Origin of the sequence: Marinobacter azerbaijanicus (genome assembly GCF_030250645.1) — a bacterium.
GTDB classification, from domain to species: domain Bacteria; phylum Pseudomonadota; class Gammaproteobacteria; order Pseudomonadales; family Oleiphilaceae; genus Marinobacter; species Marinobacter azerbaijanicus.
This window is the reverse complement of record NZ_JASSVS010000011.1, coordinates 87,045-112,111: the sequence shown is the minus strand read 5'-3', so window position 1 is coordinate 112,111 and position 25,067 is coordinate 87,045. Positions and strand designations below refer to the sequence as shown.

At 55.8% G+C, this 25,067-nt stretch carries 21 protein-coding genes and 2 tRNA genes; 12 read left to right on the top strand and 11 right to left on the bottom strand.

Annotated elements, in window-relative coordinates:
• Window positions 1-7: 7 nt before the first annotated feature.
• Together QPM17_RS18305 and QPM17_RS18300 are read right to left on the bottom strand one after the other, a co-directional pair.
• On the bottom strand, window positions 8-1,204 hold the full coding sequence (locus QPM17_RS18305; protein WP_285392593.1) for an acetate/propionate family kinase: 1,197 nt from the start codon (window positions 1,202-1,204) through the stop codon (window positions 8-10).
• Window positions 1,205-1,230: 26 nt separating this feature from the next.
• Entirely contained in the window at window positions 1,231-3,645 is a 2,415-nt protein-coding gene (locus tag QPM17_RS18300) for a bifunctional diguanylate cyclase/phosphodiesterase (RefSeq protein ID WP_340367134.1), read from the bottom strand.
• A gap of 242 nt (window positions 3,646-3,887) precedes the next feature.
• Between QPM17_RS18300 and ccoM the strand changes: the two genes are divergently transcribed.
• The gene (gene ccoM, locus QPM17_RS23815; RefSeq protein WP_285392588.1) at window positions 3,888-4,049 is read left to right on the top strand and encodes a cytochrome c oxidase subunit CcoM; all 162 of its coding nucleotides are present in this window, start codon (window positions 3,888-3,890) and stop codon (window positions 4,047-4,049) included.
• Window positions 4,050-4,064: 15 nt separating this feature from the next.
• On the opposite strand, the gene QPM17_RS18290 is transcribed toward ccoM, so the two are convergent.
• The 4 genes from QPM17_RS18290 to QPM17_RS18275 form a co-directional block, all read right to left on the bottom strand.
• Window positions 4,065-4,140: transfer RNA gene (locus QPM17_RS18290), tRNA-Glu, on the bottom strand.
• 87 nt (window positions 4,141-4,227) lie between these two features.
• Entirely contained in the window at window positions 4,228-4,785 is a 558-nt protein-coding gene (locus tag QPM17_RS18285) for a hypothetical protein (protein WP_285392586.1), read from the bottom strand.
• 9 nt (window positions 4,786-4,794) lie between these two features.
• Window positions 4,795-5,700: a TIGR01777 family oxidoreductase gene (locus QPM17_RS18280; RefSeq protein ID WP_285392584.1), complete on the bottom strand. Its 906-nt coding sequence runs from the start codon at window positions 5,698-5,700 to the stop codon at window positions 4,795-4,797.
• 63 nt (window positions 5,701-5,763) lie between these two features.
• Window positions 5,764-6,147 carry a sirohydrochlorin chelatase gene (locus QPM17_RS18275; RefSeq protein WP_285392582.1) on the bottom strand — a complete coding sequence of 128 codons (384 nt, stop codon included), beginning with the start codon at window positions 6,145-6,147 and terminating at the stop codon, window positions 5,764-5,766.
• Window positions 6,148-6,244: 97 nt separating this feature from the next.
• Between QPM17_RS18275 and QPM17_RS18270 the strand changes: the two genes are divergently transcribed.
• From QPM17_RS18270 to QPM17_RS18260, 3 genes are all read left to right on the top strand, one after another.
• The gene (locus QPM17_RS18270) at window positions 6,245-6,847 is read left to right on the top strand and encodes a DUF924 family protein (RefSeq protein WP_285392691.1); all 603 of its coding nucleotides are present in this window, start codon (window positions 6,245-6,247) and stop codon (window positions 6,845-6,847) included.
• 159 nt (window positions 6,848-7,006) lie between these two features.
• Window positions 7,007-7,750 (top strand): TetR/AcrR family transcriptional regulator, encoded by a 744-nt coding sequence (locus QPM17_RS18265; RefSeq protein ID WP_285392580.1) that lies wholly within the window; start codon window positions 7,007-7,009, stop codon window positions 7,748-7,750.
• Window positions 7,751-7,816: 66 nt separating this feature from the next.
• Window positions 7,817-7,892 (top strand) — tRNA-Gly (locus QPM17_RS18260).
• Between the two features lie 53 nt (window positions 7,893-7,945).
• On the opposite strand, the gene QPM17_RS18255 is transcribed toward QPM17_RS18260, so the two are convergent.
• Window positions 7,946-9,943 carry a protein-L-isoaspartate(D-aspartate) O-methyltransferase gene (locus QPM17_RS18255; RefSeq protein WP_285392578.1) on the bottom strand — a complete coding sequence of 666 codons (1,998 nt, stop codon included), beginning with the start codon at window positions 9,941-9,943 and terminating at the stop codon, window positions 7,946-7,948.
• Between the two features lie 86 nt (window positions 9,944-10,029).
• Between QPM17_RS18255 and QPM17_RS18250 the strand changes: the two genes are divergently transcribed.
• The 3 genes from QPM17_RS18250 to QPM17_RS18240 are packed head-to-tail and all read left to right on the top strand — an operon-like array spanning window position 10,030 to window position 13,440.
• Window positions 10,030-10,839, top strand: a complete 810-nt coding sequence (locus QPM17_RS18250; protein ID WP_285392576.1) for an MOSC domain-containing protein — start codon at window positions 10,030-10,032, stop codon at window positions 10,837-10,839.
• 1 nt (window position 10,840) lies between these two features.
• The gene (locus QPM17_RS18245; protein ID WP_422732783.1) at window positions 10,841-12,772 is read left to right on the top strand and encodes an ATP-binding cassette domain-containing protein; all 1,932 of its coding nucleotides are present in this window, start codon (window positions 10,841-10,843) and stop codon (window positions 12,770-12,772) included.
• A complete protein-coding gene (locus tag QPM17_RS18240; protein WP_285392574.1) occupies window positions 12,769-13,440 on the top strand; it encodes a DUF6901 family protein in 672 nt (223 codons plus the stop codon). The genes QPM17_RS18245 and QPM17_RS18240 overlap by 4 nt, the downstream gene beginning before the upstream one ends.
• A gap of 22 nt (window positions 13,441-13,462) precedes the next feature.
• On the opposite strand, the gene QPM17_RS18235 is transcribed toward QPM17_RS18240, so the two are convergent.
• Window positions 13,463-13,894 (bottom strand): universal stress protein, encoded by a 432-nt coding sequence (locus QPM17_RS18235; protein ID WP_285392572.1) that lies wholly within the window; start codon window positions 13,892-13,894, stop codon window positions 13,463-13,465.
• A gap of 162 nt (window positions 13,895-14,056) precedes the next feature.
• The gene (locus QPM17_RS18230; RefSeq protein ID WP_285392570.1) at window positions 14,057-14,878 is read right to left on the bottom strand and encodes a hypothetical protein; all 822 of its coding nucleotides are present in this window, start codon (window positions 14,876-14,878) and stop codon (window positions 14,057-14,059) included.
• Between the two features lie 430 nt (window positions 14,879-15,308).
• Here QPM17_RS18230 and fadB point away from each other — a divergent pair, with 430 nt between their 5' ends.
• The 3 genes from fadB to topA all read left to right on the top strand — a co-directional run bounded on the left by fadB (window position 15,309) and on the right by topA (window position 21,554).
• A complete protein-coding gene (gene fadB, locus QPM17_RS18225) occupies window positions 15,309-17,456 on the top strand; it encodes a fatty acid oxidation complex subunit alpha FadB (protein WP_285392569.1) in 2,148 nt (715 codons plus the stop codon).
• Between the two features lie 33 nt (window positions 17,457-17,489).
• Window positions 17,490-18,665: an acetyl-CoA C-acyltransferase FadA gene (gene fadA, locus QPM17_RS18220; RefSeq protein ID WP_285392567.1), complete on the top strand. Its 1,176-nt coding sequence runs from the start codon at window positions 17,490-17,492 to the stop codon at window positions 18,663-18,665.
• 249 nt (window positions 18,666-18,914) lie between these two features.
• Window positions 18,915-21,554 (top strand): type I DNA topoisomerase, encoded by a 2,640-nt coding sequence (gene topA, locus QPM17_RS18215; RefSeq protein ID WP_285392565.1) that lies wholly within the window; start codon window positions 18,915-18,917, stop codon window positions 21,552-21,554.
• A 74-nt stretch (window positions 21,555-21,628) separates the two neighbouring features.
• Here topA and QPM17_RS18210 read toward each other — a convergent pair whose 3' ends face one another.
• Both QPM17_RS18210 and gltA read right to left on the bottom strand, forming a co-directional pair.
• Window positions 21,629-22,504: an NAD(P)-dependent oxidoreductase gene (locus QPM17_RS18210; RefSeq protein ID WP_285392564.1), complete on the bottom strand. Its 876-nt coding sequence runs from the start codon at window positions 22,502-22,504 to the stop codon at window positions 21,629-21,631.
• Between the two features lie 117 nt (window positions 22,505-22,621).
• Complete coding sequence (gene gltA / locus QPM17_RS18205) at window positions 22,622-23,896, bottom strand: citrate synthase (protein WP_285392563.1); 1,275 nt, start codon at window positions 23,894-23,896, stop codon at window positions 22,622-22,624.
• 457 nt (window positions 23,897-24,353) lie between these two features.
• Between gltA and sdhC the strand changes: the two genes are divergently transcribed.
• Together sdhC and sdhD are read left to right on the top strand one after the other, a co-directional pair.
• Window positions 24,354-24,728: a succinate dehydrogenase, cytochrome b556 subunit gene (gene sdhC / locus QPM17_RS18200; protein WP_285392561.1), complete on the top strand. Its 375-nt coding sequence runs from the start codon at window positions 24,354-24,356 to the stop codon at window positions 24,726-24,728.
• Window positions 24,722-25,066: a succinate dehydrogenase, hydrophobic membrane anchor protein gene (gene sdhD / locus QPM17_RS18195; RefSeq protein ID WP_285392559.1), complete on the top strand. Its 345-nt coding sequence runs from the start codon at window positions 24,722-24,724 to the stop codon at window positions 25,064-25,066. Before sdhC ends, sdhD begins: the two co-directional genes overlap by 7 nt.
• The last annotated feature ends 1 nt before the right edge of the window (window position 25,067 follow it).

The window sequence follows — 25,067 nt, the reverse complement described above, 5'->3', positions numbered from 1 at the left end:
TTCGTGGTTAGCCAGCCGATCCTGGCGTGGCTGAGGCCAGGGCTTCCCTGGCAATCACAAGCTCTTCATTGGTGGGTATGACGAGCACACGGAAGCGACTGTCTGCACCCTCAATCTGCCCGTCACTGATGCTGCCGTGGTGGGCATTCAGTTCCTCGTCCATTGTGAATCCGAACAGGCCCAGGTGCGCCAGCGTTTTCTTGCGCACCAGGCTGCTGTTTTCGCCAATGCCACCTGTGAATACCAGGGCATCGAGTTGATTCAGGGAAGCCATCATGGCGCCTATGTAGCGGGCGAGCCGGAAGCAGAAAACATCGATGGCGGTCCGCGAGGGTTCATGGTCGTGATCCGCCAGTTCGCACAGTGCGCGCATGTCATTGGTCTGGCCGGACAGTCCAAGCAGGCCGCTTTCGTTATTCAGTATCCGGTGAACTTCCTCCGCATTCATTCCCTTGTTGGCAAGAAAGTCAAACAGGCCAGGGTCCACATCGCCACTGCGAGTACCCATGACAAGCCCCTCAAGGGGGGTCAGGCCCATACTGGTATCCACACTGTTACCATCGCGAATGGCAGTAATGCTGCAGCCATTGCCCAGATGGGCAGAGATAATCGATGTGGTGGCCGGGGTCTTGCCCAGTAGTCGGGCGGCTTCAGTCGCCATGAACTGGTGGCTGGTGCCGTGGAAGCCATAGCGCCGCACACCCCAGTCGCGGTACAGCCGCTGTGGAACGGCATACAGGTAGGCCTTCTGCGGCAGGGTATGGTGGAAGGCGGTATCAAAGACCGCTACCTGGGGAACGTCCGGAAACAGATTTGTGGTGGCCCTGATTCCCGCAAGATTCACCGGATTGTGGAGAGGTGCCAGGTTTGCGCAGTCTTCTATGGCAGTCAGGACATCCTCATCGATGAGCGCTGCCTTACGGAAGGTTTCGCCGCCATGGACCACACGATGCCCGATGGCTACAGGTGGTGCATCAAGCAGGCCGCAGTCCTGGAGTGCGCTAACCAGGGCGCGCAGCGCGGACTCATGGGTCGCACCGGCTGTGAGTTCTATCCTGTCCGGGCGGCCTTTGATGGTGGCAAAGGCGTCGTCCTTACCGAGCCGTTCAGCGAGGCCGCTGGCCAGCTTTTGCAGCTGTGCATCGAACAGGGCAACTTTGAGTGACGAGCTGCCGCAATTGACGGTAAGTATCGTTCCTTCCATGATCAGTCCGTTCCAATCGGTGGGTTTCAGCGGACGCGGTGGTTGGTTCTGAGCCATTGCCGGAAATCGGCTTCCGGTAGCGGGCGGCTGTAGAAATAGCCCTGGGAATAATCGCAGCCTTCCCGTTGCAGGAAGTGAGTCTGAGATTCTTCTTCAACACCCTCGGCAATCACCCGCAGGCCAAGGCTGTGGGCCATATTTATGATGGCCTTTACCAGGGCCGCATCATCCTGCTCTTTCATCACGTCCTGAACAAAGGATTTATCAATTTTCAGGGTATCAAAGGGGTAGCTTTTAAGGTAGCTGAGGGCGGAGTAACCGGTGCCGAAATCATCCACCGAGAGGCGAATGCCGGACTGGTCCAGTTGCCGCAGGATATCGGCTGTTTCGATGGTGTTGTCCAGAATCAGTCTTTCCGTGATCTCAAGCTCCAGCTGCTGGGGGGCCAGCCCGCTGGTTTCAAGGGCATTCATCACAGTGGTGATAAAACCGGGGTCACGGAACTGACGGGGTGACACATTCACTGATATACCGATACTGGTCCCTTCGGTGTCCTTCCAGCGCATGGCTGCGAGACAGGCCTCCTGAAGCACCCACTCGCCAATGGGCGTGATAAGACCGGTTTCTTCTGCGAGGGGAATGAATCGATCAGGCATAACCATCCCCAGGGCCGGGTTCTTCCAGCGTAGCAGTGCCTCCGCTGCACAGAGTTCGCCGGATTCAGTATGAACGATAGGTTGATAGTAGAGTTCGAATTCCTCTTGCTCAAGCGCCCGGCGCATGAGGGACTCCATCTGCAACCGTTCGTGGGAGACTTCTGTCATCTCTGGCGCAAAGTGCGCGTAGGCGCTCTTGCCCTTGTGCTTGGCCCGGTACATGGCGGCATCGGCATGCTGTAGCAGGGTGCCGCTGTTATCGGAGTCGTTGGGGAATATAGCGATGCCGATACTGGTGGTGACGAATACCTCCTGGCCGTTGAGCAGGTAGGGAGGGGCAAAGGTCTTGAGAATGCGCTCCGCTACCTGGGACGTAGCCTCCGGGCCGGTAAGGCCGGGCAGGATGACCAGGAACTCGTCGCCGCCCAGCCTCGCAACCGTGCTGGTGCCACGGAGACAGCTGGAGATGCGGCGGGCGGCCTCGATCAGGAGGTTGTCACCGGCGTCGTGTCCGAGGGTGTCGTTTATGTGCTTGAAGTTATCCAGATCGAGGAACATGACTCCGACAAGTGAGCTCTCACGCCTTGCCTGGGCCAGGGCCAGTTTGAGCCGGTCAAGTGCCAGCATCCGGTTGGGGAGGCCGGTAAGGATGTCGTAGTTGGCTTGCCGCAGAAGCTGTTGCTCGTAGCGTTTGCGGATACTGATGTCTTCGCCGAGGATCAGGTAGCCGGTCGCTTCGCCTTTGGAGTTCTTGATCGGTGTGACAATCAGTTGTTCCCAGAATCGTTCACCGTTTTTGCGGACGCTGTTGATTTCACCCTGCCAGACGCCAACCCGCTGAACCTGGAGACGGATGGACTGCCATAACTGCCGGTTCTCACGGTGCGCATGGACATCCTCGGAAAGTGCACCAGGGTGTTTGCCGATGATGGCGTCAGCGTTGTAGCCGGTAAGCTGGGTGAACTTCTGGTTTGCGAACTCAATACGCCACTGGCGATCGCAGATAAGTACCGACGACGGGCTCTGCTCAATGGCCTTTGAGAACTTGCGGATTTCCTGAGCGTCCCGTTCCTGACGCTTGAGATCTTCGTTCAGCCGCTCCCGCATCTGATTTATGGCTTCCGTTACCTGCGCCAGCTCATCGCTACGGTTCAAAGGTGTGTCGGGTCGGTTCAGTTGCAGTGGCTGCGAGAGGTTGTTGAGGGAGAAGTTGCGGGCATAGTTCGCCATGGTACTGAGGTGACGGGCCACGAAATGCTGGAATATCCAGATGATCAGAATCGATACGAAGAAGGTTTTGAAGAACTGGGTGGTCAGCACCACTATTACCTTCCGGCGCATGTCCGAGTACACCCTGGCGAGATCGGCCGTAATGGTGAGCCGGCCAAGGACGAACATGCCATCGCCCTGATGGGTCAGATCGAAACTGTGGCTTGTGGTGTTCGCTTCACGTGGGATTTCGCCCATCACCAGTTCAGAATCCGGCTCGATCTTGAGTCGGAGATGGACGATGTCCGGTAGGCTCAATATGCCCTCAAGCTGGATTTCCAGCAGTTTCTGGTCAAGAGCCCAGAGGCTGCGGGCAAGGCTGGAGGTGTAACCGGTCTCGATCACCTTCATGCGCCGGTCGATCTGGGACAGATCCTTGCGATAGTCAGAATAGATCTGGGCGGCTGACGATATCAATGTGAATACGGAACTGAATAGCAGAATATACGCAAGTAGCCGGAAGGACAGCGGGGACCCGGTTCGAAATCTTTGGAGTCGAGTCAGCAGTTTGTGCATGTCCTATACTTCGGCCATCGAAGGAAGTTTCATAACGAATGGTCAGGCTATGTTTTCAGGACTATAGCAGCAGTTTCTTTCAAATGCCTTGCAAATACAGGAAAAACAGGAAGAAATGTGTCGCGGTTCAGGATTTTGGCAGGTGTGTAGCTGTAAGTGCCATTGACTCAGATCAATATGGTCTCAGGGCTGTAAGCGTAATCTGGACACAGTTAATCAGGATAGTCCGGGAGGCTAAGGCTATGTACACCGACGCAGTCGTCATTGCAGGAATTGTCACTGTCCTACTGATGGTAGGATTTTTTATCGGCGTGGGGATATTTGTTCTGAAGGATTCAAAACATCAACTCGGCGATCATGGCAGACATTCAGAAACGCCGTCCCACAATGGGCGCAAGCACTGAGATAAGTCTGGAAGTTGGCGTCCCCTAGGGGGTTCGAACCCCTGTTGCCGCCGTGAAAGGGCGGAGTCCTAGGCCACTAGACGAAGGGGACGCATCGCTTCAAAACCTTGCCTCGTCGAGGTGGCGCGTATATTAAGTAAGGATGTGGAGGCTGTCAAACGGTTTTTTTGAAAAAACATCAGTATCCCTTCAGGCAATACTTGAGTTCCGCCCCCAGGCTGTCGAAAACCGCAAGCTCACCTTCTGCCTGGTGCAGATCGTAGATTGCTGTAGCGGCTTCATGGTGTCGGGGCTGCAGCTGAGCCAGTACTTTCTCTTTCGGTGCACCTATCAGGGCAGCAAGCAACACTTCGTAACGGACCTTGTTTTCCCCGGCGCAAAAGTGAAAGTGTGCTTCCCTTGAGCCCTGCGAGGGCATTCCGTTGGACTCGAATACACCGGCGGCACAGCGGGCATATTCGGAGTTCACTGTGGAATAGGTGTCGACAAGCCCGTCGGTGCCGACCACGCGGAGAAGTGCGTCGATCCGCTCCTCCGCTTTTTCACTCAGGCCTGGCAGCGTGTTCTTGAGCACCTCGCCGGATAATCCCCGGGATGCCAGTTGAAGAACCGTCACATATTCGCTCGTTATCATGCTGCACGATTCGTAACTGTGCCCCGGCGTTGCGGTATCAGCAAAGGTTGGTGAGGCAAAGCCGGCGATGATGAGTCCGGTAACCGCCAGGCAATGCCTCATTGAGCCACCTCAGTATCGGGTCGCATCGGCAAGGGCAGGGCTGAGTTCCGGAAACCGGAACTGGAACCCCTCGGCTTGAAGTCGTTCAGGTATGGCCATCTGCCCGGTAAGCAGCAGCCGGGACATTTCCCCCAATGCAACTTTCAGAACAGGCGCCGGTACCGGAAAAATGGCGGGCCGCCCAAGCACTCCGGCGAGGCTTTTGGTGAACTGCCTGTTGGTTACCGGATTGGGGCTGACAACGTTGTAGGCGCCCTGGGCAGTTTCGGTCTCCATCATCCAGTTGATGGCCGCTACCACATCATCGCGATGCACCCAGGGCATGTACTGTTCGCCACTACCAAGTCGGCCGCCCAGCCCAAGTTTGAATGGCAGCAGCATGCGCTGGAGAAAACCACCTCCCGGCCCGGCAACAACACCTGTACGGGACAGGCATATGCGAACTCCCGCTGGCTCCAGCCTGAGGGCTGCCTGCTCCCAGTCACTGCATAACCGGTGGGTAAACTCATCGTGTGGTGGAGTGTCTTCAGTGACCCGGTGATTGCCCTGATCGCCGTAAAAACCCACAGCAGAACCGGAGACCATGACCGATGGCAGGGTTTTCCATGTTCTGATGATGTCCACCAGTTGGTTGGTCAGTGCAATGCGGCTGTCCCTGAGTTGCTGCTTGCGGGCCTCTGACCAACGCTTGTCTGCAATACCTTCCCCGGCGAGGTTGATAATCGCATCAAAGCCTTCGCTGCCGGACAGTTCCTTCAGGTCGCCCACGGCTTCCACGCGGCCACACAATGACTGGACATTGAGCGCCGGTTGTCGGCTAAGCACGGTGAGTTCGTGGCCGTCGGCGATGAGTTTCTGGCACAACGGCTGCCCGATAAAGCCGGTTCCTCCGGTAATCAGTATCCGTTTTTCCATGTCCATCCACTCCTTATGAATTGCCGCTTCACGACTGTGAGGGCGTAGGTCTGCGATTGATTGTCATGCAGGCTGTTTCTGGCGTTCAAGCTCCTGGTTCACAACATCACGGATTGCGTGGCCCAGTTGCGGGTTCTCACCGATCGGCGGCGCCAGGGTAATGGTGACATTATGGGCTTGCTGGAGCTCTTCTATCATCCCGGGGACGTCTTTTCTGAGGTGACGGCCTGCGGCCAGAAACAGAGGAATAATGATGAAGGTGTCTATGTCATCCCTTTTACCTTCCGCAATGATGGTTTCCAGGGAAGGCTCGGCAAGTTCCATGTAGGCAATACGCGAGCCAGGCACGGATTCAAGCGTTGGTGTGGCAAGTTTTTCAAACGTCTGGCACCAGCGCTGGTCGCTGCTTCCGTGCGCAAGAAGGATGATTCTGGGATCGCCGTTCATGGTGTCTCCTGAGATGAACAAAAGCATGACAGTTATCGTAAAGTGTAGCAGTGCCGGCGTTAAGACCGACCTGCAACAATACAACAGGGTAAACCATATGTTCGATTGGAAAGAGATTCTGGATTTCTGGTTTGGTGAACTTGATGAGCATGGCCTGCCTGACAGTGAGCATCGTAATCGCTGGTTCCGGTCTTCCCGGGCTTTTGATCAGGAAATCCGTCGGAGATTCCTGTCGATGGTACTGTTTGCCTCCGAGGATGGCCTGCGGCACTGGAGAAACGTGCCGGGCGGGGCTCTGGCCGAGATAATCCTGCTGGATCAGTTTACTCGTCACATCCACCGTGGCGGTGCCCTGGCGTTCGACAATGACAGATTGGCCAGCCGGTTGTGTAAAAGCGCCATGCGCAGTGGTTACGATATGGCTTTACCGCCGGTTAAACGGGCCTTTCTTTACATGCCGCTGCAGCATGCTGAAAACAGGGAAGACCAGGATCTTTCCGTAGAGTGCTACGAACAGCTTGCCGCTTCCACCAGCGGCGTTGTCGGGGATTTCATGGCGAGCTTTCTGCAGTCCGCCAGGGACCACAGGGACATTATCCAAAGATTCGGTCGCTTTCCCCATCGAAACCGGGCGTTGAACCGCAGCTCCACCCTCGAGGAAGAGGAGTACCTGAAGTCAGGGAAGCGTTTCGGCCAGTAACGACTGGTTGAATTACCCGGAAAAAACGGAAGTGCCAATCCCATCAATGTTTCATGACGCATGATGCGGCAGAATTTACAAAAAACCAACAAACCGTTGGCCCGGACTGTTTCGCGTTGAATGCGGCATTTTCGGGCTGTCGAAACAAGGAAACGCATCATGGTTCAGGCCAGGTTGCCGGAAGCCAGTGTCCGTAGTGAGCTGCCGGAGGATCGGTCGCTCCGGCAGTCCATCCGTTACAGCGGTCGCAAGGCATTCCACGCGAAAAGCGAAATACGCCGCCTGGAAATCCTGGAAGCCACCCTGCGTATTGCGGCGAGGGATGGCCTGCGTGGTATCAAGCACCGGGCAGTGGCGAGGGAAGCCGGCGTGCCACTGGCCGCTACCACCTATTATTTTCGCGATATCCACGAATTGATCAGTGACTCTTTCATGCTTTTCGCGGAGAAAGCCAGGGACAATCTCGACAGTTTCTATGACACCATTCACCTGGTTCTGGACACGATCCCTCCTCAAACCCTTTGTCGCGGAGGCCCCCAGAGGCAGGAGCTGGCATCACGGCTGTCGGTTATTTCCACGGCCTACCTCTACGAGCAGTTTACCCAGCGTCGGGAGCAGGTACTTGCAGAGCAGGTATTTCTCATGGAGGCGCTTCGGGACGACCGCCTTGCCGGTCTTGCCCGCACCTACCGCGAGGCATGGACAGCGGGGCTGAGGCAGATACTTCAGAGGCTCGATTCGCCTTTTCCCGCAAGGGATGCGGCACTGCTGGTAAATGTCACACTGGGAATGGGGTATGACAGTCTGCTCAACGGCAGGCATGTGGATTTTTCGGCTCTGTCCGAGACCGTTGAGCGGGTTGTCGGGCTGGTTCTGGGCTGCGCGGGGGAGTCATCGCCGTAGACAATCGCGCGAAAAAAACAGTTGACGAGGGAGGATGAATCCGTAGAATACGCGTCCGTTGATCAAGCGGGAATAGCTCAGTTGGTAGAGCACAACCTTGCCAAGGTTGGGGTCGCGAGTTCGAATCTCGTTTCCCGCTCCAATTTACGGTCAGCGCAGATTTGCCCCCCCCCCACCGTCAGTCAGCCGTTTCCTTCAGAGCCCGAACGGGAAGGTTTCAGGCAACCCCGGCTCCGCTTCGGATTCCAGGGCATCAACCGCCCGCGTTTCATCAATCCAGATATACTCGTCGAACTGTTGGGACACTGAGGCATTGAAATAGTGGCTCGCCCTCTCTGTTTCCGGCCGATAGATCACGCCGATGGCGCGTTCAAGTCTGGGCTTCCGTAATTGCTCAACCAGATATTTGCTGCCGTGGCGCAATGGCAGGAAAAAGGCTTTAAGACCCGTGTCATGACACAGACGCTCGATGCTGCCAGGCAATGACGGGACAATTTTCTTTATCTCCATTGGCGCACCCCAGTCAGAGGCTGCTGCCACCGTCCCCTGGTGGGTGCCGAACCCGACCAGATAGGCGCTGTCACCAAAGTGCCGGCGGCACAGAGAGCCAACATTGATTTCACCGCGGCTTCCCATTTCCGTTGCTTCCGCATTGCCCAGATGCGAATTGTGCGCCCACACGATGGCCTTGCTGTCAGGGCCATGGAAGTCAAGCAGATGCAGCAGTGTATCGAACATATGCTGATCCCGCAGGTTCCAGGAGCTGACCGAGCCCTCGTACATGGAGCGATAGTATCGTTCAGCGTCTTTCACCAGACGGGCATTGGAAACGGCATCAAGGAATTTGCGGCCGTCGTGCTCCGAATACTCCAGTCGCTTCTGCATCAGCGTATTGAGCATTGATACGACGTCCCGTTCGCAGCTTTCATGTTTCGGGGAAAGCGCCATCCTGGCGTAGGTTGCCGGATCACTTTCCCAGGGTGTGAGGCAGCCGTAGCGCTTGCGGGCGATATCGGCGGTTTCCCTGTCCACCTGTTCCAGGTATCCAATGATGGCATTGATAGACGAGTAGAGACTGTAAAGGTCCAGTCCGTAGAACCCGACAGCCTTTTCCTCGCTGGCCACCTTCCGATTATGGCTGCGCAACCATTGCACGAACTCAAGCACCTGGCGGTTTGCCCACATCCACGTCGGAAAGCGTTTGAAAGTGGGTTCTTCTGTAGGCTCGGTGCGGGTCTCACGAACATAATGATCCACTTGCGCGGCATCAGGCCAGTCCGCCTCAACAGCAACAAACTGGAATCCTTTCTTTTCGATCAGCTCCCGGGTAATGCGTGCCCGCATGTCGTAAAATTCAGCGGAGCCGTGGCTGGCCTCCCCCAGTAACACCAACCGGGAATTTCCGATTCTTGTCATCAGGCTTTCAAGGTCAACGGTTGCTATTGAGGGAATGGTAATGGCCTCTTTCGCGATCTGTTCGGAAAGCGGGCGGGGCTGGCTGGTTTCCTTTCCCGGAGACACACTTGCCCGGTCTTCTGTGTCCCGCCATCCCTGTTTACCAATCAGGGGGACAAACCGGACATCGCCAAGGTTCTCGGTTTCCGTTTCATCTTCGCCGGTGCGGGTGAGGCGCAATAGTTGCTGCTGGTAATGATTCGCCCCTGCAGGAATAACCAGGCGCCCGCCAATGGCCAGTTGTCTGACCAGGGATTGTGGCACGCTGGGCGCTCCAGCCGTCACGACAATGGCCTCAAAGGGCGAGTGCTCGGGCCAGCCCAGGGATCCGTCCCCACAAAGAACCGTGACGTTGTTATAGCCCAGCATTGCCAGGCGTTCCTCGGCCAGGTTTGCCAGTAAGCGGTGGCGTTCAACCGTATAGACCTTTTTTACAATCCTGGAGAGTACCGCAGCCGCGTAGCCTGAGCCGGTTCCAATTTCCAGCACGGTATCCTCTGGCGTGAGCTGCATCGCCTCGGTCATCAGGGCCACGATATAGGGTTGGGAGATGGTCTGCCCCTCTTCTATCTGCAAAGGACAGTCATCGTAGGCAAATTCAGCCTGATCAGGGCCAACAAAAGCTTCCCTCGGTACAGCCTTCATGGCTTCCAGAACCCGTTGATCCCTGATCCCCTTACGTACAAGAGTATCCAGGAATGACTGTCTGGCTTCGCGTAGATGGTGCTCTCTGGTCATGTTGCCTCCCCTGCAGCGTTGAACCACGTTTCTCGGGTATACTGCCGGATCACGTCATTGCATTTAATCACGTTCCGGGAGTCTCCATGCAAGTACATTCATTGTATGTCTATCCGGTAAAATCTCTCGCAGGGATTCAGGTTTCCTCATTCTGTATAGATGATTTTGGTCCTGCCGGCGACAGACGCTGGATGATTGTTGATGTTGACCGGCAGTTCGTAAGCCAGCGTAACAACCCCGAACTCGCCAGGATCGGAACCCGCCTGGAAGCAGGGCGGGTACTGGTAAATATTCCGGGTGAGGGGGAATTCCCGCTGATTGCTGGCGATGAGGACTGTCGGGTCAGAATCTGGGGGGACTGGGCGAAAGCGGTTTACGGTGACCACGACGCTTCCGAGGCGCTGTCCCGATATTGCGGCGCAACCTTCAGATTTGTCTTCATGCCTGATGAGAGTTTTCGCCGCGTTGATGCCAGTCGGGTTACAGAGTATCGTCGGGTCAGTTTTGCGGATGGCTTTCCATTCCTGATCACCAGTCTCGCCTCGCTGGAAGAGCTGAACTCACGGCTAGAGACACCGGTGGAAATGCGACGTTTCAGGCCCAATATTGTCGTTGAGGGCGCAGCCCCATGGGACGAAGATGAATGGAGGGCACTGTCCATCAACGGAACCGCGTTCAGCCTGGTAAAACCCTGTTCGCGCTGTGTGATGACTACAGTAGACCCTGACCACGGCACAAAAGCTCCGGATCTTCAGCCCCTGAGGGAGCTTGGAAAATTCAGGCGGACTCCTGATGGTGTGATTTTCGGAATGAACGCCATTCATGAGTCGAGCGGGGAAATCCGTGTGGGAAGTCCCGTCGCGATCACAACTACTGCAAAAACGGAGAATCAATAACGTGCCATTGTTAACGCTGGATGCCGTATCCCTGGCTTTTGGCATGCAGCCACTGCTTGACCAGGCCTCCATGACCATGGAGCCCGGAGAACGTGTGTGCCTTCTCGGGCGCAACGGAGAGGGAAAATCCACCCTGTTGAAGATTGTCACCGGCGAGGTAGTGCCGGACGGGGGAGTCGTAAGGCTGGAAGACGGCGCAAAGCTGTCGGTATTGCCCCAGAACCTGCCTGTTAACGACACACGGACTGCTTATGAAGCCGTATCCGGTGCGTTTCCTGAGACCGGCGACCTTCTCGCCGAATATCACAAACTGACACAGAATGCGGATGAGGCGAGTCTGGACCGCATGATGAAGGTCCAGGAGCGCCTGGAGGCGCTTGACGGCTGGCGGCTGGACCAGAAGGTAGGCGCCATTCTTGCCCAGTACGGTATTGATCCGGACCAGACGTTGAATACGCTGTCGGGTGGTTGGCAGCGCCGGGTTCTGCTCGCCCGTGCGCTGGTTACCGAGCCTGATGTATTGCTGCTCGATGAGCCAACAAACCACCTGGATGTGCCTGCGATTGCCTGGCTGGAAGAGGCTCTGGGGCAGTTCCGGGGTGCGATACTGTTTGTAAGCCATGACCGGGCCTTTATCCGCCGGATGGCGACGAGAATTGTGGAACTGGACCGGGGACACCTGGTGAGTTTTGCCGCTACTTACGACCGCTACCTGGATCTCAAGGAAAAAGCGCTTGAAGAGGAGGAGCGTCAGAACGCCCTGTTCGACAAGCGCCTGAAGCAGGAAGAGGCCTGGATACGCCAGGGAATCAAGGCACGCCGAACCCGTAACATGGGCCGGGTGAGGGCGCTCAAGGCCATGCGGGAGGAGCGCCGGCAGCGGCGTGAACGTGGTGGTACGGCAAGCTTCTCGGTGGAGGACGCGGCTCGTTCCGGAAAGCTGGTGGTCGAAGCCACCGAAGCAGGATTCGCATACCCGGACGGCACACCGGTTATCCGGGACATGAACATGACGGTCCTGAGGGGCGACAAGATCGGTCTGGTTGGTGAAAACGGAACCGGTAAAACCACACTGGTCCGCTTGCTGCTCGGGGATCTCAAGCCCACTGAAGGTCGGATCCGTTTGGGAACCAACCTTCAGGTGGCCTATTTTGACCAGCTTCGCGGTGAACTGGATCTGGAGCGTAACGCCCTGGATAACCTCTCCGAAGGGCGTGAGTTCATAGAAATCAACGGCCAGAGCAAGCATGTTCTCGGATATCTGCAGGAATTTCTGTTCAGCCCGGAACGCGCACGCTCACCGGTGCGTGTTTTCTCTGGTGGTGAGAGGGCGCGGTTGCTGCTTGCCAAACTGTTCAGTAAACCCGCCAATATTCTGGTTCTGGATGAGCCCACCAACGATCTTGATGTGGAAACCCTGGAGCTGCTGGAGTCACGCCTGGTGGAATTCGCGGGAACGGTGATCGTAATCAGTCACGACCGGGAGTTTCTCGATAATGTGGTAACCGACACCGTATTTCTGGATGGCTCTGGTAGGGTGGCGGAGTTTGTTGGTGGTTATACCGACTGGCGAAGACAAGGCGGCCGATTTCCCTCCGAAGGGGGGAACAGGAAGGTGTCCAGGCCGCCGATGAACGACAGGCCAGCCCCATCGGTAGAGCCAGTAACCGAACCGTCCGGAACTCAGTCGGCAAAGGCAAAGCCCGCCAAGCTCAGTTACAAGCTCAAACTGGAGCTGGAGCAATTGCCGGGGCAGATCGAGGATCTGGAGAAAGAGCTGGAAGGCCTCCGTCAGACAATTTCGGACCCGGAGTTCTATTCTGGCCCGGCGGATGAGGTATCCGCGACTCTGGCAGAGCTGGAGAACAAGGAAGCCCGTCTGGAAAAGACTATTGAGCGGTGGATGGAGCTGGAAGAACAGGCGAATCAATGAACGTAACGTATCAATTCCGATTTGAAGACAACCGGTCTGTGGATTTCAAGGTAACGGACCAGCCAGCGGAAGCGAAAGGCAACCTGCCTGCGTGGACAAAACTGGAGCACTGCCAGTGTTCCAACTGTCCGTTGAAGGTCGCCGAGTCTCCCCAGTGCCCGGCGGCTGTGGAGATACTGCCGGTGGTGAACGCCTTTCAGGCTGAAGACGCCTACCAGAAAGTGGATGTGGTTGTTACCGACGATCGCAGGACCTACTCAAAGTCAACAACGCTGGAAGAGGCGTTGCGTTCTCTCCTGGGCCTGAAAATGGCCACCAGCGGGTGTCCGGTGCTGTCTGAGCTGAAGTCCATGGCGGTTCATCATCTGCCATTTGCCAGTAGTGATGAGTTTATTATGCGAAGTGTTTCCCACTATCTGCTGCAGCAGTATCTGGCGAAGCGTAATCACCAGGAGCCGGATTGGGAGCTTAAGGGGCTGGTGGAGAGGAACCAGCGTCTGCAACTGGTCAATCAGGCCCTGTGGCAGCGTATTCATTCAGTCTGCAAGGGCGACAGCAATCTCAAGGCGTTGCTGAATTTCTTTTCCATGGCCTCCAGTGTGAGTTTTTCCCTGGAAAGCCAGCTTCGCAAGCTGGAAGCAAAAATGCGGGGGGATGGCGCCGCCTGAGGCGCCATCATGCGAGAAGGGTTTACTGAATGCGAACCGCAAGGACGTCGCACACAGTTCCGTGCAGCACGCCGTTGGCGGTGGATCCCAGCAGCAGTTGAAAACCCTTGCGCCCGTGACTACCGACGATAACCAGGTCTGTATCCTGCTCCTTCGATAGTCGATGGATTTCGGATTCGGGACGGCCTACTGTCACCACCTGATTCTCTTTCGCCACCCCATATTGTTCGCCATATTTGGCCAGCTGTTCCCTGGCTGCCTTGTCGAGCTGATCCTGGAGCTCTGTCAGATCCATGGGAATATCGCCACCGTAGGCGTAGCCCACTGGCTCCACAACGTGCACCAGCATGAGTTGCGCGCCATGGGCCTTGCTGATCTCCACAGCCTTGTTGAGAACCTGTGGGGCTTCTTCAGTGAGATCAATGGCCACGAGAATTTTCTGGTAGATTGACATCGCATCGCTCCTTCGCGGATGAGGTCTGAATCGGGGCTTGGTTGAGAAGTACTTTACCTCAGAAGTGTAAACCAATACTGACAGGTATCAAAAACGTTGGAATAAAAGGTCACTGTAAAGGGGAGGCCCGGGGCGTAGAAGCTGCCCCGGACCGGAGACTGGTCAGGCAGCTCTTTCGCGCAGCAGGCCAATGGTTGTCTCAAGGCCTCTGAGAATACCTTTGGAGTAGCGGTCAATCACAAAGGCAACATTGTTGTCGTTGTAATTGATGTAAGAGCCGCGGATAAACTCCCATTTGGAAGTAAGGTCATTCAGTGTACTTTTCAGTTGGCCCTGGGCGCCGCCTTCAGTTACCCGGGATAGCAACGTGTCAAACAGGCGTGCCTGCTCGTCCAGCGGTACATCGTTGGATGAGCCCTGGAATGTCTGGGCTACCGAAGAATGCGTGCGTGCGGAGTACTTCGCCATCATCTGTGCCATGGTGACTGCCGCAGAACGAGCGGCCTCGATACGACTGTTAATTTCGGTTTCGCTGCTTTCCTGGGCCAGGGTGTACATCTCGGTCGCCACCTGGCTCATCAGCAGTGCCTGGTTCGCCATATCCGAAACCAGACGCAGATCCGGGTAACCTGTGTTGCGCACATCATTGATATTGCTGCGCATCAGGTCCTTGAACCTGTCGAATTCCACGTTGAGGCTTTCAACCTGCTCCCCGGACAGTACACCAGCGGTGCTGTCGGCAATGGAGTTCATGGATTCGTTGGCCTCGTTGATGGCGGCCACAATCTCGTTCAGTGTCTCGGTGTCGCCGTTGGCACTGAAGCGGTAGTAGGCATCCAGTGCCACGTAGTTGCTGACACGGAAATTGTGAAGGTCGGAGAGAAAGCCGTCTCCCTGCTCCTGAGCGCGAACTGTAAAGGAAGTAATCAGCAACAGTACCAGGGCTGTTACAAGTGAGCGTACTCGCAGGCGAGCGTCTTTCATCGGATGGGTCTCCGTAAGGCTGCTTTATTATTGTGGACTAAAGTCTTAATCCGAAGGTAAAGTAACTGAGCCGGCCAATCAAGCAGTTTTGCGGGGTGAAGCGGGAGCAAATGTAAACAAGTTTGAAATTTACGTGATGAAGTTCCGGTTTTATCTGCATTCACCGCTGTAGTCGCTTGATAAACAACAATTCCATCCGCCTCCAGATGCCGCTCGGCAGCCCTTTCTGGGGCAGGTCCGGTTGTTTTTCCAGAAACAAATTGACAAACGGGCTGTTTTTTTTCATCGTGTCACCTCACGATTCAAACGACTGTATGAATTTTGGATCGATTGATCGGGTAGTGACCGAAATCTCGCTGCATCAGCGGCCGCCTGGCGAGCGCTTGTGCGGCTGTTTCAGCAGTTCCAAACACAGACTGGAGATCAGTTGATGATTTACGAAGGTAAAGCCATCACGGTTAAAGAGATCGAAGGCGGGATCGCTCAGTTGAACTTTGACTTGCAGGGTGAGTCAGTGAACAAGTTCAACCGTCTGACGATTGAAGAGCTCCGCGCCGCGACCGACAAGCTGCAAGCACAGAAGGGCCTCAAGGGCCTGGTAGTGACCAGCTCCAAGGACAGCTTTATCGTTGGTGCCGATATTACAGAGTTTACCGACCTGTTCGCAGGGCCCGAAGAAGACCTGGTTGCCAACAATCTGAAGGCCAACGAAGCATTCAATGCTATTGAAGACCTGCCTTTCCCCACAGTTACCGCCATTAACGGTATCGCTCTGGGTGGCGGCTTTGAAATGTGCCTGGCCACCGATTACCGGGTAATGGACAAGAAGGCAAAAGTGGGCCTGCCGGAAGTGAAGCTGGGTATTTTCCCGGGCTTCGGCGGCACCGTTCGCCTTTCACGTCTGGTAGGCGTTGATTACGCGGTTGAATGGATCTGCGGCGGCACCGAGAACCGTGCCGATAAGGCCCTGAAGATTGGCGCCGTTGACGCCGTTCTCGAAGGCGAAAAGCTGGTGGAAGCTGCCATAGGCATCATCAACCAGTGCAACGACGGCAAACTGGATTACCAGGCCCGTCGTGAAGAGAAGAAAGGCAAGATCAAGCTGAATGCCATGGAAAGCATGATGGCGTTCGAAATCTCCAAGGCCTTTGTTGCCGGCCAGGCTGGCAAGAACTACCCGGCGCCGGTAGAGGCCATCAAGGTGATGCAGAAGCACGCCGGCCTGACCCGTGACAAGGCGATCGAGGTTGAAGCCAAAGGCTTTGCCAAGATGGCCAAGACCAACGTTGCCGCGTGCCTGGTTGGCCTGTTCCTGAACGATCAGGAGCTCAAGAAGAAGGCCAAGGCCTGGGAAAAAGAAGCCAACGAAGTGAAACTGGCCGCCGTATTGGGCGCCGGTATCATGGGCGGTGGTGTTGCATTCCAGTCAGCCCTGAAGGGTACGCCGATCCTGATGAAGGATATCAACCAGGATGGTATTGCACTCGGCCTGAAGGAAGCCAAGAAGCTTCTGACCAAGCGCATCGACAAGGGCAAGATGAAGCCCGATCAGATGGCGGACGTTCTGAACAACATTACCCCGACTCTGAACTATGGCGACTTCAAGAACGTCGACCTGGTGGTTGAAGCGGTCGTTGAGAACGCGAAGGTCAAGGACGCGGTGTTGCGTGAAACCGAAGAGTCGGTTCGCGAAGACACCATTCTGACTTCCAACACCTCCACCATTTCCATCAACAAGCTGGCGGCTAACCTCAAGCGTCCGGAAAACTTCTGCGGCATGCACTTCTTCAACCCGGTACACATGATGCCGCTGGTCGAGGTCATCCGTGGCGAGAAGACGTCCGACCGTGCCATTGCCACCACGGTTGCCTATGCCAAGGCCATGGGCAAGACCCCGATTGTTGTAAACGACTGTCCCGGCTTCCTGGTGAACCGCGTGCTGTTCCCGTACTTCGGCGGTTTCGTGAATCTGGTGCGCGACGGCGCTGACTTCCAGCACGTCGACAAGGTCATGGAAAAGTTTGGTTGGCCGATGGGTCCTGCGTATCTGCTGGACGTTGTTGGCATGGACACCGGCAAGCACGCCGGCGAAGTGATGGCCGAAGGCTTCCCGGACCGGATGAAGCATGAAGGCACCACGGCCATTGACGTGATGTTCGATAACAACCGTTACGGACAGAAGAACGACAAGGGCTTTTACAAGTACGAACTGGACCGCAAGGGCAAGCAGAAGAAGGTTGTCGACGAAGAAACCTACAAGCTGCTTGAACCGGTTGTTCAGGGTAAGAACGATTTCAGCGACGAGGACATCATTGCCCGCATGATGCTGCCCCTGTGCCTGGAAACCGTTCGCTGCCTGGAAGATGGCATTGTTGAAGACCCGGCAGACGCCGATATGGGCCTGGTCTACGGTATTGGCTTCCCGCCGTTCCGTGGTGGTGCCCTGCGTTATATCGACGACATGGGTGTCGACAAGTTCGTCGAGCTGGCAGACAAGTTTGCAGATCTTGGTGCTTTGTATCACCCGACCGAGAAGCTGCGTGAAATGGCCAAGACTGGCGAAAAGTTCTTTGGCTAACCCTGAACGAGATTTCCGAACGGAGAAAGATCTATGAGCCTTAATCCGAGAGACGTTGTCGTCGTCGATTGCGTGCGGAGTCCAATGGGTCGTGCCAAGAATGGCTGCTTCCGCAATGTACGTGCGGAAAACCTGTCGGCTGCGCTGATTGAAGCACTGTTTGAGCGCAACCCGAAGCTCGACCCGAAAGAAGTTGAAGACGTGATCTGGGGCTGTGTAAACCAGACCAAGGAACAGGGCTTCAACGTGGCGCGGCAGATTTCCCTGCTGACCCGCATTCCGCATGAATCCGCGGCGCAGACCGTCAACCGTCTGTGTGGTTCCGCCATGAGCGCAATCCACACTGCGGCCCAGGCCATCCAGACCGGCAATGGTGACGTGTTTGTGATTGGTGGTGTCGAGCACATGGGCCACGTGCCCATGACCGAAGGCTTCGACCACAACCCGGCTGCGTCCAAGTATTCTGCCAAGGCTTCCAACATGATGGGCCTGACCGCAGAAATGCTGGCGAAGATGCACGGTATTACCCGTGAGCAGCAGGACGAGTTTGGTGCGCGGTCACACCGCCTGGCCCACGAAGCGACCCAGGAAGGCCGTTTCAAGAACGAAATTGTGCCCATTGAAGGTCACGATGAAAACGGCTTCAAGGTGCTGATCGAAGAGGACGAAACCATCCGTCCCGAGACCACCGTTGAATCCCTGAGCCAGCTCAAGCCGGCCTTCGATCCGAAGAATGGTACCGTGACTGCCGGTACTTCTTCACAGCTGACTGACGGTGCCGCCGCCATGGTGCTGATGTCTGCTGAACGCGCCGAAGCGTTGGGTCTGAAGCCGATGGCGAAGATCCGCAGCATGGCAGTTGCCGGTTGTGATCCCGCGATCATGGGTTACGGCCCGGTTCCGGCTACCAAAAAGGCCCTGAAGCGTGCAGGCCTGAAAGTCGAAGACATCGACTTCTGGGAACTGAACGAAGCCTTTGCTGGTCAGTCGCTCCCGGTGCTGAAAGACCTGAAGCTGCTGGGCGTGATGGAAGAGAAAGTGAACCTGAATGGCGGCGCGATTGCCCTGGGCCATCCGCTGGGCTGCTCCGGTGCGCGTATCTCTACAACCCTGCTGAACGTAATGCAGGCCAAGGGCGGTAAGCTTGGTGTTTCCACCATGTGTATCGGTCTGGGCCAGGGCATTGCCACGGTATGGGAGCGTCTCTGATTCATTGAACAGAGTCAGTAACGCTATCCATGGAGGCCCGGCAAAACGCCGGGCTTTCCTGTCTCTGACGGCGTAAAAAAGCTGGTCAGAAACGAAAGAATGGGTTGTCTTGCTTTTCTTGACCCTGTAAAACAATGCACCTATACCAATGTGGCGGCTATTAACTGTTTTCTAGCCGACTGATTTTACAGCGAGTTTACGGTTTGCTGATTTTTTAACCGATTATCGCCAAGGACACAGATCTCCGATATGGGTAAAAGTCTCGTTATTGTCGAGTCGCCAGCGAAAGCGAAGACCATCAACAAATACCTGGGCTCCGACTTCATTGTAAAGTCCAGCGTTGGGCATATTCGTGACCTGCCGGTCAGTGGCAGCGGCTCAACCTCGGATCCGAAAGAGAGGGCCAGACAGGCCGCACTGACCCGCAAGATGAGCCCTGAAGAAAAGGCGGTTCATAAAAAGCGGAAATCCAGGGAGCAGTTGGTGGCCCGCATGGGCGTCGACCCCGATCATGACTGGAGCGCCCGTTACGAGATCCTGCCCGGCAAGGAAAAGGTGGTCAGCGAACTCAAGCGGTTGGCAAAATCCGCCGACCACATCTATCTGGCGACGGACCTTGACCGCGAAGGGGAGGCCATTGCCTGGCATCTGCAGGAAACCATCGGCGGCGAACCGGACAAGTATCGCCGTGTGGTATTCAATGAGATTACCAAGCGCGCCATTCAGGAAGCCTTCAAGGATCCTGGTAATCTGGACAAGAATCGCGTCAATGCCCAGCAGGCACGCCGCTTCCTGGACCGTGTCGTGGGTTACATGGTATCCCCCTTGTTATGGGCCAAGATTGCCCGCGGCCTGTCGGCCGGCCGGGTCCAGTCGGTCGCCGTCAGGCTGATCGTCGAACGGGAACGGGAAATCCGCAAGTTCGTTCCCGAAGAATTCTGGCAGTTGCACGCTGATCTGATGTCGAAGCAAGCCGACAAACCGGTACGCTTCGAGGTCACCCGATATAACGACAAGGCCTACCGTCCGGTCAACGAGAAAGAGAGTGCTGAGCATGTTGAGCGCTTGAAGTCGGGCACGTTCAAGGTTGCCAAGCGCGAAGACAAACCGACCAGATCGCGGCCCTCGGCTCCGTTTATTACGTCAACATTGCAGCAGGCGGCCAGTAACCGGATGGGATTCAGCGTCAAGAAAACGATGATGCTGGCCCAGCGCCTCTATGAAGCCGGTTTTATCACCTACATGCGTACCGACTCCACCAACCTGAGCCAGGACGCCGTGGCGAGTTGTCGTGAATTTGTCAAAAAGCAGTTCGGCGACAAGTTCCTGCCCGAGTCTCCCAGAGTTTACGGTAGCAAGGAGGGTGCTCAGGAGGCCCACGAGGCCATTCGCCCGACAGATGTGAGTCGGAGGCCAGCAGACATTAGTGGCCTGGAGAAGGACGCTGAGAAGCTTTATGACTTGATCTGGCGCCAGTTCATTGCCTGCCAGATGGCGGATGCTGAGTTCCTGAGCACGTCTATTCTGGTCGCTAACGGCGATTATGAGCTGCGTATTCGTGGGCGTATTATCAAGTTTGAAGGTTTCCTCAAGGTGGCGCCCCAGTCTGCCAAAAAAGACGAAGACATTGCGCTTCCCGACATCCAGGTCAATGAAACCCTGGACCTGAAAAAGCTTGATCCCAGCCAGCACTTCACCAAGCCGTCACCGCGTTACACGGAAGCCAGCCTGGTCAAGGAGCTTGAGAAGCAGGGCATTGGCCGGCCTTCTACCTATGCGTCCATTATTTCCACCATCCAGGATCGTGGTTACGTGCGGCTGCAGAACCGGCGTTTCTATGCGGAGAAGATGGGTGAGATCGTTACCGAGCGCCTGACAGAGTCTTTCCCGAACCTGATGGATTTTGATTTTACCGCGCGGATGGAAGACGAGCTGGATGAAATTGCCGACGGCGAGGTCGACTGGAAAAAGGTCCTGAACGACTTTTATGCCCGGTTCCGGCAGCAACTGGAAACCGCCGAGAGAGGCGATGACGGTGGTATGCGGGCCAACACCCCGACAGAAACCGACATACCGTGCCCGACCTGCAGTCGTCCGATGCAGATTCGCGTCGCCAGTACCGGCGTATTCCTGGGGTGTTCAGGCTATTCCCTGCCGCCAAAGGAGCGCTGTAAAACCACGATTAACCTGGTTTCAGGCGACGAAGTGGTCAGCGCCGATGAAGATGTAGAGGGTGAGGGCGAATCCCGTCTGCTGCGCAAGAAGCGTCGCTGCCCCAAATGTGGCACCGCCATGGACAGCTACCTGGTGGACGAGACGCGCAAGCTGCATGTGTGTGGTAACAATCCTGACTGTTCCGGTTATGAAGTGGAGAAGGGCACCTTCCGCATCAAGGGCTATGAAGGTCCGACCCTGGAGTGCGACAAGTGCGGTTCTGAAATGCAGCTGAAGACAGGCCGTTTTGGCAAGTATTTTGGCTGTACCAATACCGAATGCAAGAATACCCGGAAACTGCTGAAAAGTGGCGAGCCGGCTCCGCCCAAGATGGACCCGGTGCCCATGCCGGAACTGCAGTGCCAGAAGGTTGATGATACCTACGTACTGCGGGACGGAGCCTCAGGATTGTTCCTCGCGGCGAGCAAATTCCCGAAAAATCGTGAGACCCGGCCTCCGCTGGTGATGGAGATCAAACCCCATCGCAAGGAAATTGATCCGAAGTACGATTATCTGATGGATGCGCCCGAGCGAGATCCCGAAGGCAACCCGACGGTTATTCGCTACAGTCGTAAAACCAAGGAACAGTACGTCATGTCGGAAAAAGACGGCAAGGCGACAGGCTGGTCGGCTTGGTATGTGAACGGGAAGTGGCAGCCGAAAGAGAAGAAGTAGGGGAGAAAGCCTTTCCCCCTCTCCCGCGAGGGGAGAGGGGGTGGGGGAGAGGGGGAGCAGGCATTCGCAGAACCCTACCCCTTCTTCCTCAGCCGCTGAATCAGCGACGACGTATCCCAGCGGTTCCCGCCCATCTGCTGAACATCGCCATAGAACTGATCCACCAGCGCCGCAACCGGAATCCTGGCGCCGTTCTTGCGCGCTTCCTCGAGGCAGATCGCCAGGTCCTTGCGCATCCAGTCAACGGCAAACCCGTGTTCAAATTCCCCATCAATCATGGTGCCGGAGCGATTTTCCATCTGCCATGACTGGGCGGCTCCCTTTGAGATGACGTCCACTACCTTGCGTACGTCCAGTTCTGCCTGTTCCGCAAAATGGAGCGCTTCGGACAGCCCCTGAACCAGGCCGGCGATTGCAATCTGATTCACCATTTTGGTTTTCTGTCCACTTCCGACAGGCCCCATCAGGTTGAGGGCCTTGGAATAGTGTTCCATCAGCGGTTTCGCCTGGGAAAATGCATCAGGTTCGCTACCGCACATGATAGTGAGCTGTCCCCTTTCAGCACCTTGTTGGCCACCAGATACAGGCGCGTCAATAAACTCGAGGTTACGGGCCCTGGCAAGCTGGGCCAGCTTCTCAGCGATCCCTGCCGAGGCTGTTGTGTGGTCGACCAGAACGGCGCCGGGCTTGGCATTGGCAATGATGCCGTCGGAACCTTCGTAGACTTCTGTCAGGTCGGTATCGGCGCCTACACAGGTAAACACGAAGTCTGCATTATCAACGGTGGCTGCAATGGATTCGCAGGCTTTTCCCTGATACTCGGCTGCCCAGGTGTTTGCTTTTGCGGCAGTGCGATTCCATACCTGGACCTCGACCCCGGCGTTCGCCAGGTGGCCCGCCATGGGGTAGCCCATGATGCCAAGACCTATAAATGCTGCGGTTACTTTCATCACTGATTCTCCGGGGCTTGATTATTGTTAGCGGAAAGACAGCCGTAATCATTACAGAATGTGAGGGCACAAAAAAGGCCGCTGTTGCAGCGGCCCTGGGATTTCAGATTTCCGGGGTTATTTCTTCGGGTAATTCCTGGACGTTGGGCCGGTATACAGCTGACGCGGCCGGCCGATGCGATAATCGCCACTGACCATTTCGTTCCAGTGCGAGAACCAGCCAATGGTGCGGGAAAGCGCGAAGATAACGGTAAACATCGATGTGGGAATGCCAATCGCCTTGAGGATCAGGCCAGAGTAGAAATCCACGTTCGGGTACAGTTTACGCTTGACGAAATATTCGTCTTCGAGCGCGATCTTCTCAAGGCGCTGGGCGATCCGCAGCAGAGGATCGTTTTCCAGGCCAAGCTCGGTCAGGACCTCGTGTGCGGTCTCTGCCATTACCTTGGCGCGGGGGTCGAAGTTCTTGTAAACGCGGTGGCCAAAGCCCATCAGGCGGAAGGGGTCGTCCTTGTCCTTGGCCTTGGCAATAAACTTCTCGATGTTGGACTCGTCGCCGATTTCCGCAAGCATATCCAGTACGGCTTCGTTGGCGCCACCGTGAGCCGGCCCCCACAGTGCGGCAATGCCGGAGGCGATACAGGCATAGGGGTTGGCGCCAGTGGAACCCGCCAGACGAACCGTCGAAGTAGATGCGTTCTGCTCGTGATCTGCGTGCAGGATGAAGATCTTGTCCATGGCTTTCGCAAGGATCGGATTCGGTTTGTATTCCTCGCAGGGAACACCAAACATCATCTGCAGGAAATTCTCGGAGTAGGACAGGTCATTGCGGGGATACATGAATGGCTGGCCAATGCTGTACTTGTAGCACCAGGCGGCAATGGTCGGCATCTTGGCAATCAGCCGATGCGCTGTAATTTCACGCTGGTGTACGTCGGTAACGTCCATCTGGTCGTGATAGAAGGCGGAAAGTGCCCCGACAACACCACACATGATGGCCATTGGATGCGCATCCCGGCGGAAGCCCTGGAAGAAGTTGCGCATCTGGTCATGCAGCATGGTGTGGTTCTTGATGGTTTCGTGGAACTTCTTGTTCTCTTCGGCGGTCGGCAGTTCGCCCTTCAGCAGCAGGTAGCAGACTTCCAGGTAGTCCGAGTTCTCCGCCAGTTCCTCAATCGGATAGCCCCGGTGCAGGAGAACACCGTTGGCGCCGTCAATGTAAGTGATCTTTGATTCACAGGCCGCAGTGGATACAAATCCGGGATCGTAAGTGAAAACGCCTTCCTGGACCAGGCTTCTCACGTCGATGACGTCAGGGCCGACGGTGCCCGAATAAACCGGTAGCTCAATGGACTTGTCACCCACCGAAAGCGTGGCTTTCCTGTCGGTCATGGTGCTCTCCTATTTATCAGCATTTGGATGCGCTAGAAGGCGCGTATTATCGCAAAACTGGCGGCAAAATATAGGGCGTTGGCTTTTTTTGTCAATGGAAGACGCAATAAAACCTTATATTTCACAATCCCTGTAAATCAGGGAAACCCGGAATAGGGTCGCTTTCGGGGAAGAATTGGTTTTGTCAATTATCTTTATAGCGAGTTCCGGGCCCTGATTTTACGGGGTTTCGCAGAGTTGCGTGTTTGTAATTGAAAGGGGTACTCCTTATAATCCCTAGCCCGGAATCGGGGATATAACAGGCCGCAGCGTCAGATTTCAGAAGAGCGCATGCCGGTTTTTCTCCCTCCTTAGCCAATCGTGTGCCGGACATGTTCTGCACGCAGATCCTTACATACCAACCATCCGCATCCGGTATTTCCGGCCCCGCGGAACCAAGAGAGAGTGTGAGAGCGCTGTGAATAGCAAACGACCAGTAAATCTCGATCTCGGCAAGTTCCATTTTCCGCTGCCAGCCATCACGTCCATACTGCATCGCGTCAGTGGCATCATCATTTTTGTGGGTGTTGCTTTCATGCTGTACGGACTTCAGCTTTCCCTATCCGGGGAAGAGGGCTTCAGCCGCGTAAGTGGATTGCTGGACAGCTTCCTGGCGAAGCTGATTACCTGGGGCATTCTGTCTGCCTTGTTGTACCACCTGGTGGCAGGTATCAAGCACCTGCTGATGGATATGGGCATCGGCGAAGAGCTGGAAAGTGGACGGCTCGCTGCTAAAGCCACAGTCGCGATTTCCGTTATTCTCATCATTCTGGCAGGAGTCTGGGTATGGTAAACAGCGTAACGAACCTCGGACGCAGTGGCGTCTATGACTGGCTGATCCAGCGAGTCACCGCCTACGTACTTGCTCTGTATACAATTTTCCTGTTCGGTTTTCTGCTGACGTCTGACGTCAGTTATGAAACCTGGTCAGGACTCTTTGATCAGACCTGGTTCCGTATCTTTTCCCTGCTTGCCTTGCTGTCAATTGGTGCGCATGCCTGGGTAGGGCTCTGGACGGTAACAACGGATTACATCAAGGCGACTCTGCCCCGGTTCCTGGTCCAGGCGCTGTGTGGGTTGATAATGTTCGTGTATGTAGTCTGGGGCATTCAGATTCTTTGGGGGCTTTAAT

What these genes read in the sequence shown, in the direction of transcription:
- QPM17_RS18250 (WP_285392576.1), top strand. Translation starts at nt 10,030, where the DNA reads ATGCAAGTACATTCATTGTATGTCTATCCGGTAAAATCTCTCGCAGGG.
- QPM17_RS18240 (WP_285392574.1), top strand. Translation starts at nt 12,769, where the DNA reads ATGAACGTAACGTATCAATTCCGATTTGAAGACAACCGGTCTGTGGAT.
- fadB (WP_285392569.1), top strand. Translation starts at nt 15,309, where the DNA reads ATGATTTACGAAGGTAAAGCCATCACGGTTAAAGAGATCGAAGGCGGG.
- fadA (WP_285392567.1), top strand. Translation starts at nt 17,490, where the DNA reads ATGAGCCTTAATCCGAGAGACGTTGTCGTCGTCGATTGCGTGCGGAGT.
- QPM17_RS18275 (WP_285392582.1), bottom strand. Translation starts at nt 6,147, where the DNA reads ATGAACGGCGATCCCAGAATCATCCTTCTTGCGCACGGAAGCAGCGAC.
- QPM17_RS18265 (WP_285392580.1), top strand. Translation starts at nt 7,007, where the DNA reads ATGGTTCAGGCCAGGTTGCCGGAAGCCAGTGTCCGTAGTGAGCTGCCG.
- QPM17_RS18230 (WP_285392570.1), bottom strand. Translation starts at nt 14,878, where the DNA reads ATGAAAGACGCTCGCCTGCGAGTACGCTCACTTGTAACAGCCCTGGTA.
- QPM17_RS18285 (WP_285392586.1), bottom strand. Translation starts at nt 4,785, where the DNA reads ATGAGGCATTGCCTGGCGGTTACCGGACTCATCATCGCCGGCTTTGCC.
- QPM17_RS18210 (WP_285392564.1), bottom strand. Translation starts at nt 22,504, where the DNA reads ATGAAAGTAACCGCAGCATTTATAGGTCTTGGCATCATGGGCTACCCC.
- topA (WP_285392565.1), top strand. Translation starts at nt 18,915, where the DNA reads ATGGGTAAAAGTCTCGTTATTGTCGAGTCGCCAGCGAAAGCGAAGACC.
- QPM17_RS18235 (WP_285392572.1), bottom strand. Translation starts at nt 13,894, where the DNA reads ATGTCAATCTACCAGAAAATTCTCGTGGCCATTGATCTCACTGAAGAA.
- gltA (WP_285392563.1), bottom strand. Translation starts at nt 23,896, where the DNA reads ATGACCGACAGGAAAGCCACGCTTTCGGTGGGTGACAAGTCCATTGAG.
- QPM17_RS18300 (WP_340367134.1), bottom strand. Translation starts at nt 3,645, where the DNA reads ATGCACAAACTGCTGACTCGACTCCAAAGATTTCGAACCGGGTCCCCG.
- sdhD (WP_285392559.1), top strand. Translation starts at nt 24,722, where the DNA reads ATGGTAAACAGCGTAACGAACCTCGGACGCAGTGGCGTCTATGACTGG.
- QPM17_RS18270 (WP_285392691.1), top strand. Translation starts at nt 6,245, where the DNA reads ATGTTCGATTGGAAAGAGATTCTGGATTTCTGGTTTGGTGAACTTGAT.
- QPM17_RS18305 (WP_285392593.1), bottom strand. Translation starts at nt 1,204, where the DNA reads ATGGAAGGAACGATACTTACCGTCAATTGCGGCAGCTCGTCACTCAAA.
- QPM17_RS18255 (WP_285392578.1), bottom strand. Translation starts at nt 9,943, where the DNA reads ATGACCAGAGAGCACCATCTACGCGAAGCCAGACAGTCATTCCTGGAT.
- QPM17_RS18280 (WP_285392584.1), bottom strand. Translation starts at nt 5,700, where the DNA reads ATGGAAAAACGGATACTGATTACCGGAGGAACCGGCTTTATCGGGCAG.
- ccoM (WP_285392588.1), top strand. Translation starts at nt 3,888, where the DNA reads ATGTACACCGACGCAGTCGTCATTGCAGGAATTGTCACTGTCCTACTG.